This is a genomic window from Thermohalobaculum sp. (genome assembly GCF_058622915.1).
In genome coordinates, this window is record NZ_JBZSYN010000154.1 from 1 (window position 1) to 6,095 (window position 6,095).

The following is a 6,095-nucleotide window of genomic DNA, read 5'->3' on the forward strand; positions in this document are numbered from 1 at the left end:
CTCGGGGATCAGCCCCGCGGCCAGCGCCTCGGCGACGATCCGGTTCGGCGCGGCAGTGTCGATGCCGGCCCAGTGCTGGCCCAGCTCAACCAGGCGCCAGGCGTAGCGCAGGCTGCGCCTGGGGTCGTCGTTCGGCTCGAGCCAGACGCTCAGCCCCGGTGCGTTCAGGCCGGTCATGGCGCCGGGATTGGCGCAATGCGCCGTCACCGTCTCGCCTGATGCCAGTTCGATATCGGCGAGAAAGCGTTTATACCGGCGAAGGAGCCGGCCCGGGACCAGGGGGCGCGCGAACTGCATGGGCGCTCAACCTAGTCACCCGGCGGGACGAGGCAAGGGGGCAGCGATGGCAAGGGCGCCGAGCGCGGCGATGCTGGTGATCGGGGACGAGATCCTGTCGGGGCGGACCCGCGATTCGAACGCGCATCACCTGGCCGGAGTGTTGAGCGGCATCGGGGTGCGGCTGGTCGAGATCCGGGTGGTGCCGGACGAGGCCGACGCGATCGGCAGGGCGGTCAACGAGCTGCGCGCGCGGGTGGACCATGTCTTCACCTCGGGCGGCATCGGGCCGACCCATGACGATATCACCGCCGACGCGGTGGCGGCCGCCTTCGGCGTGGCCGTGGACGTGCGCGACGACGCCCGCGCCATCCTCGAGGCCTATTACAGCACCACCGGGCGCGAGCTGACCGAGTCGCGGCTGAGGATGGCACGCATCCCCGAAGGCGCCGAGCTGATCGAGAACCCGGTCAGCCACGCGCCGGGCTTCAAGCTGGGCAATGTCCACGTCATGGCCGGCGTGCCCGAGATCTTCAAGGCCATGCTGGCGAGCGTCACCCCGGGCCTCGCCGGCGGGCCGCCGCTGATCAACCACACCTTCCGGGTCGAGGCGCCCGAGGGCGACGTGGCCGAGCCACTGAGGGCGCTGGCGCAACGCTACCCGACCGTCTCGATGGGCAGCTACCCCTATTTCCGCACCAGGCCCGGCGCGAACCTGGTGCTGCGCTCGACCGACCGGGCGGCGCTGGCGCGGGCGGCGAAGGAGCTGCGCGCGGCGCTGGGCAAGGCCGGGTTCGCCTTCAGCGAGGCGGGGCCGGACGGGGCCGGAACCTAGCCACCGGGCGGCGCGCAGGACGCCCCACGCGGCCCCGGCGGCGGGCCGGAGACGGGGTGTGCACATTGCACAAAGACGTAAGCCATTGATATTGCGTCATTTCGGAAAAGCAGCCCTGCGCACGGCCTCGATCGGGCGGCCGCTCAGTGCGCCTCGGCCCAGCTCACGCCCTGGCCCGCGTCGACCACCAGCGGCACGTCGAGCTGCACCGCGGGGGCGGGGGCGCCCTCCATGACCGCGCGCACCGTCTCGATGGTGGCCTCGGCCTCGGCCTTTGGCACCTCGAACATAAGCTCGTCATGGACCTGCAGCAGCATGCGGCCCGTGAGCTTCGCCTCCTCAAGGGCGGCGGGGATGCGGATCATGGCGCGGCGGATCACGTCGGCCGCGGTGCCCTGGATCGGCGCGTTGATCGCGGCGCGCTCGGCGAAGCCGGTGCGCGGGCCCTTGGCATTGATCTCGGGCGTGTGGATGCGCCGGCCGAACAGCGTCTCGACATAGCCCTTCTCGCGCGCATGGGCCTTGGTCGCCTCCATGTAGTCGCGGATGCCGGGGAAGCGCTTGAAATAGGCGTCGATGAAGGCCTGGGCGTCGGCGCGCGGGATGCGCAGCTGGTTCGACAGTCCGAACGCCGAGATGCCGTAGATGACGCCGAAGTTGATCGCCTTGGCCTGCCGGCGCACGGCGGGGTCCATGCCCTCCACGGGCGTGCCGAACACCTCCGAGGCGGTCATGGCGTGGATGTCGAGGCCCTTGTCGAAAGCCTCGCGCAGCGCGTCGATCCCGGCCATGTGGGCGAAGATCCTGAGCTCGATCTGGCTGTAGTCGAGGCTGATGAGCACGTTGCCCGGCTCGGCCACGAAGGCGGCGCGGATCTGGCGGCCCTCCTCGGTGCGCACGGGGATGTTCTGCAGGTTGGGGTCGGTCGAGGCCAGCCGCCCCGTCGAGGTGGCGGCGAGGCTGAAAGAGGTGTGCACGCGGCCTGTCTGAGGCTGGATGTAGTTGGGCAGCGCGTCGGTGTAGGTGGACCTGAGCTTGGAGAGCTGGCGCCAGTCCAGCACCTTGGCGGGCAGGGCGTGGCCCTCGGCGGCCAGGCTTTCGAGCACGTCCGCGCCGGTGCCCCAGGCGCCGGTCTTGCCCTTCCTGCCGCCGCCCAGGCCCATCTCGTCGAACAGGATCTCGCCCAGCTGCTTGGGCGAGCCGATGTTGAAGCGGCGCCCGGCGAGCCCGTAGATCTCGTCCTCGAACTGCGCCATGCGCTGGGCGAACCGGGTGGAGAGCCTGGCCAGCACGTCGCGGTCGACATGGATGCCGGCGAGCTCCATCCCGGTCAGCACCGGCAGGAGCGGGCGCTCGAGCGTGTGGTAGACGGTCGAGACCCGCTCGGCCGCCAGACGGGGCTTGAGTTTCGCCCACAGCCGGAAGGTCACGTCGGCGTCCTCGGCGGCGTAGGTCGCGGCCTTGTCCAGGGCCACGCGGTCGAAGGTGATCATCGACTTGCCCGAGCCGATCAGCTCCTTGATGGGCAGCGGGCGGTGGCCGAGATGGCGCTCGGAGAGCTCGTCCATGCCGTGCCCGCCGAGCCCGGAATCGAGCGCGTAGGAGATCAGCATGGTGTCGTCGATCGGTGCCACGTCGCAGCCGTGCCGGGCCAGCACCTTCATGTCGTATTTCAGGTTCTGGCCGATCTTGAGCGTCGCCGGGTCGGCGAGCACGGGCCCGAGCGCGGCCAGCGCCGCCTCGCGCTCGAGCTGGCCGGGCGCCCGCTCGGTGCGCCCCAGCAGGTCGCCGTCGCCGGTGGTGTGGGCCACCGGTACATAGGCCGCGCGTCCCGGCCGGGTGGCGAGCGCGATGCCGACGATCTCGGCCTGCATCTCGTCGAGCGAGGTGGTCTCGAGGTCGACGCAGAGAAGGCCGTTGCGGGTGGCCTCGGCCAGCCAGGCGGCCAGCGTGTCCGCGTCGCGGATGATCTCGTAGCCATCGCGGTCGATGGGCGGCAGCTCGGGCACGGCGCCGGGGGCATCGGGCGCGGCCACGGGCGCAGCGGTAACGGAGGGCCCGTCCTGCGCGCCGATCACCGGCGGCTCGGCGCCCAGCGCGTCGGCGACGCGCCTGGAGATGGTGCGGAACTCCATCCTGGCGAGGAAGCCCAAAATCTCGTCGGGCGCGGGCTTGCGCAGCGCGAACTCGCCCAGCCCGGGCAGGTTCGGCACGTCGTCCTTGAGCCGCACCAGCTCGCGCGAGAGGCGGATCTGGTCGGCGTGGTCCAGAAGCGTCTCGCGCCGCTTGGGCTGCTTGATCTCGCCGGCGCGCGCGAGCAGCGTCTCGAGGTCGCCGTATTCCGCGAGCAGCTGCGCGGCGGTCTTGACGCCGATGCCCGGCGCGCCGGGGATGTTGTCCACCGAGTCGCCGGCCAGCGCCTGCACCTCGATCACCTTGTCGGGCGCGACGCCGAACTTGGCGCGCACCGCCTCGGGGCCGATATGGCTCTCCTTCATCGGGTCCATCAGCTCGACGCCGGGGCGCACCAGCTGCATCAGGTCCTTGTCAGACGAGATGACGGTGACCGTGGCGCCGGCCTCGACCGCCTCGCGCGCATAGGTCGCGATGATGTCGTCGGCCTCGTAGCCCTCCTGTTCCACGCTGGGCACGCCGAAGGCCTCGGTGGCCTCGCGGATCAGCGGGAACTGCGGGCGCAGGTCCTCGGGCGGCGGCGGGCGCTGGGCCTTGTAGTCGGGGTAGAGCTCGTTACGGAAGCTCTTCGCCGAGTAGTCGAAGATCACCGCGAGATGGCTCGGCCCCTCCTTGCCGAAGCCCATCAGGAGCTTGTGCAGCATGCCGCAAAAGCCCGCCACCGCGCCCACCGGCAACCCGTCGGACTTGCGTGTCAGGGGGGGCAGCGCGTGGTAGGCGCGGAAGATGTAGCCCGAGCCGTCGACGAGGTAGAGGTGGTCGCCCTTGCCGATCCCCTTGCCGCTCCCCTTGCCGCTCCCCTTGCCTGTCCCCTTTGCGTCCTGCGCCATCGCCTAGTGGCCTGCCGCGCCCTTCCGCACGAAGCGCTTGTCGCAGTAGGGGCAGTCGATGTGGTCGTGCTCGCCGAACTCGAGCCAGACGCGCGGGTGGCCATAGGCCGCGCCGCCGCCGTCGCAGGCGACCCGGGGCGCGTCGATCTCCTGCGTCTCCGGCGGCTCGAGGATCTCGGCTGCGCCGGGCACGGTCTTGGCGGGGTCTCGGCTCTTCATGCGGGGCTCTCCCTCTCGGCGTGCGCATTGACCGGAGTCGCGGGCGCATGATAGCGATCCGCTCTCGCCGGGCAAGCCGTCCCGGCTGCCCATTCCCGCCTTCCGCGCACCGGTAGACATGCCCGAGAACGCCATCGAGGTCCGCGACCTGGTCAAGACCTATGCGGGCGGCCGCCGCTCGGCCCCGAAGCAGGCGCTGAAAGGCATCGACCTGGCGGTGCCGGCGGGCTCGATCTTCGGGCTCCTGGGCCCGAACGGCGCGGGCAAGTCGACCTTCATCAACATCCTCGCCGGGCTGGTGGTGAAGACCTCGGGCCAGGTGACGATCTGGGGCTTCGACCAGGACCGCAACCCGCGCAACTCGCGCGCCTCGATCGGCGTGGTGCCGCAGGAGCTCAACATCGACCCGTTCTTCACGCCGTTCCAGGCCGTCGATATCCAGGCCGGGCTCTACGCCGTGCCCAAGGGCGAGCGGCGCAGCATGGAGATCCTCGATCGGGTCGGGCTGGCAGACTACGCCCATGCCTATTCGCGCTCGCTGTCGGGCGGCATGCGCCGCCGGCTGCTGGTGGCCAAGGCGCTGGTGCACCAGCCGCCGGTGCTGGTGCTGGACGAGCCGACCGCGGGCGTGGACGTGGAGCTGCGCCGCCATCTGTGGGACTATGTGCGCGAGCTCAACGGCGCCGGCACCACGGTGATCCTGACCACGCACTACCTGGAGGAGGCCGAGGCGATGTGCGACCGCATCGCCATCATCCACCAGGGCGAGGTGGTGGCCTCGGAGGAGAAGACGGCGCTCTTGGCGCGCATCGAGTCGAAGACGCTGGTGCTCAGGCTCGCCGCGCCGTTGGAGGCGCCGCCGGATCTCGGCTGCGAGGTGCGCGCAGAGCTGCGCGCGCCGGACCTGCTGGCGCTGACCTATTCGCGCAGCCACACCTCGGCGCCCAGGCTGGTCGAGGCGGCGCTGCGCGGTGGGCTCGAGCTGAGCGACATCACCACCGAGGAGCCAAACCTGGAGCAGGTCTTCCTCTCGCTCACGGGCTCGGGCGCGGCCTGAGCCCGTCAGCGCCGGCGCAGCCGGCGCAGCGTGGTGAGCGCGTCGCCCGCGAGGCTGGCGAGCCGGTCGTTCGCGGCAAGCGATGGCGGCGGCGCGGCCGGCCCGCGGGCCTCGGCCCGCCAGCCGCGGTCCTTCCAGCGCTCCCACAACGCGAGGTCGAGGGCGTTTTCGGCCCGGATGCGGGCGGCCAGGGCCGTGTCCAGCGCGGCCTCGGTCAGGGCCGGAGCCCGGGTCGCATTGCGGCGCGGCGCGCGCCCGGGCAGGCCGAGCTCGCGGCTGATGCCCCCGATCAGCTCGTCGGCGCGGCTGCGGTCGGCGACGAACCAGAAGTCGCCGAGCCGCGCCTCGAGGAAGGCCAGCCGGTCACGCGAGGAGAGCGCGTAGAGCGCAGGCACGCGGCGCTCGAAATAGTGGCTGATCAGGAACCGGCTGACCGGGTTGCGCCGCTGCGCGCGCAGCCAGCGGGCGAAGGCGGGCGGGCGCGGGCCCCGGCCGGCCGCGTGCTGTGCCCAGCGGTGGTTGTAGAGCGAGACCAGCTGGCTCACCGGCTCGCGCAGCAACAGCGACTCGCGAATCTCCGTGCCGGGGAAGTGGCGCTTGAGCGAGACGCCCAGCGAATGGCCCGTCACCACCTTGAGACCCGCGAGCCGCGGGTCGTCCGGGCGCAGGGCATGGCGCTCGCCAA

The 6,095-nt window shown here is 71.6% G+C and carries 6 protein-coding genes; 2 read left to right on the forward strand and 4 right to left on the reverse strand.

Annotated elements, in window-relative coordinates:
* The coding region (locus tag AC32QD_RS11970; RefSeq protein WP_492010732.1) for a DNA/RNA nuclease SfsA at positions 1-297 on the reverse strand (297 nt) is incomplete at its 3' end.
* A 46-nt stretch (positions 298-343) separates the two neighbouring features.
* On the opposite strand from AC32QD_RS11970, the gene AC32QD_RS11975 reads away from it, so the two are divergent.
* Complete coding sequence (locus AC32QD_RS11975) at positions 344-1,111, forward strand: competence/damage-inducible protein A (RefSeq protein ID WP_492010733.1); 768 nt, start codon at positions 344-346, stop codon at positions 1,109-1,111.
* Between the two features lie 143 nt (positions 1,112-1,254).
* On the opposite strand, the gene polA is transcribed toward AC32QD_RS11975, so the two are convergent.
* Together polA and AC32QD_RS11985 are read right to left on the reverse strand one after the other, a co-directional pair.
* Positions 1,255-4,134, reverse strand: a complete 2,880-nt coding sequence (polA, locus tag AC32QD_RS11980; protein WP_492010734.1) for a DNA polymerase I — start codon at positions 4,132-4,134, stop codon at positions 1,255-1,257.
* 3 nt (positions 4,135-4,137) lie between these two features.
* Complete coding sequence (locus AC32QD_RS11985; protein ID WP_492010735.1) at positions 4,138-4,353, reverse strand: zinc-finger domain-containing protein; 216 nt, start codon at positions 4,351-4,353, stop codon at positions 4,138-4,140.
* A 118-nt stretch (positions 4,354-4,471) separates the two neighbouring features.
* Here AC32QD_RS11985 and AC32QD_RS11990 point away from each other — a divergent pair, with 118 nt between their 5' ends.
* Positions 4,472-5,410 (forward strand): ABC transporter ATP-binding protein, encoded by a 939-nt coding sequence (locus AC32QD_RS11990; RefSeq protein ID WP_492010736.1) that lies wholly within the window; start codon positions 4,472-4,474, stop codon positions 5,408-5,410.
* Between the two features lie 5 nt (positions 5,411-5,415).
* Here the strand turns inward: AC32QD_RS11990 and AC32QD_RS11995 are convergent.
* A partial coding sequence (locus AC32QD_RS11995; protein ID WP_492010737.1) for a hypothetical protein occupies positions 5,416-6,095 on the reverse strand: 680 nt, incomplete at its 5' end.

Bases quoted from the DNA above. Each gene is read 5' to 3' on its own strand.
- AC32QD_RS11975 (WP_492010733.1), top strand. From the start codon at position 344: ATGGCAAGGGCGCCGAGCGCGGCGATGCTGGTGATCGGGGACGAGATC.
- polA (WP_492010734.1), bottom strand. From the start codon at position 4,134: ATGGCGCAGGACGCAAAGGGGACAGGCAAGGGGAGCGGCAAGGGGAGC.
- AC32QD_RS11985 (WP_492010735.1), bottom strand. From the start codon at position 4,353: ATGAAGAGCCGAGACCCCGCCAAGACCGTGCCCGGCGCAGCCGAGATC.
- AC32QD_RS11990 (WP_492010736.1), top strand. From the start codon at position 4,472: ATGCCCGAGAACGCCATCGAGGTCCGCGACCTGGTCAAGACCTATGCG.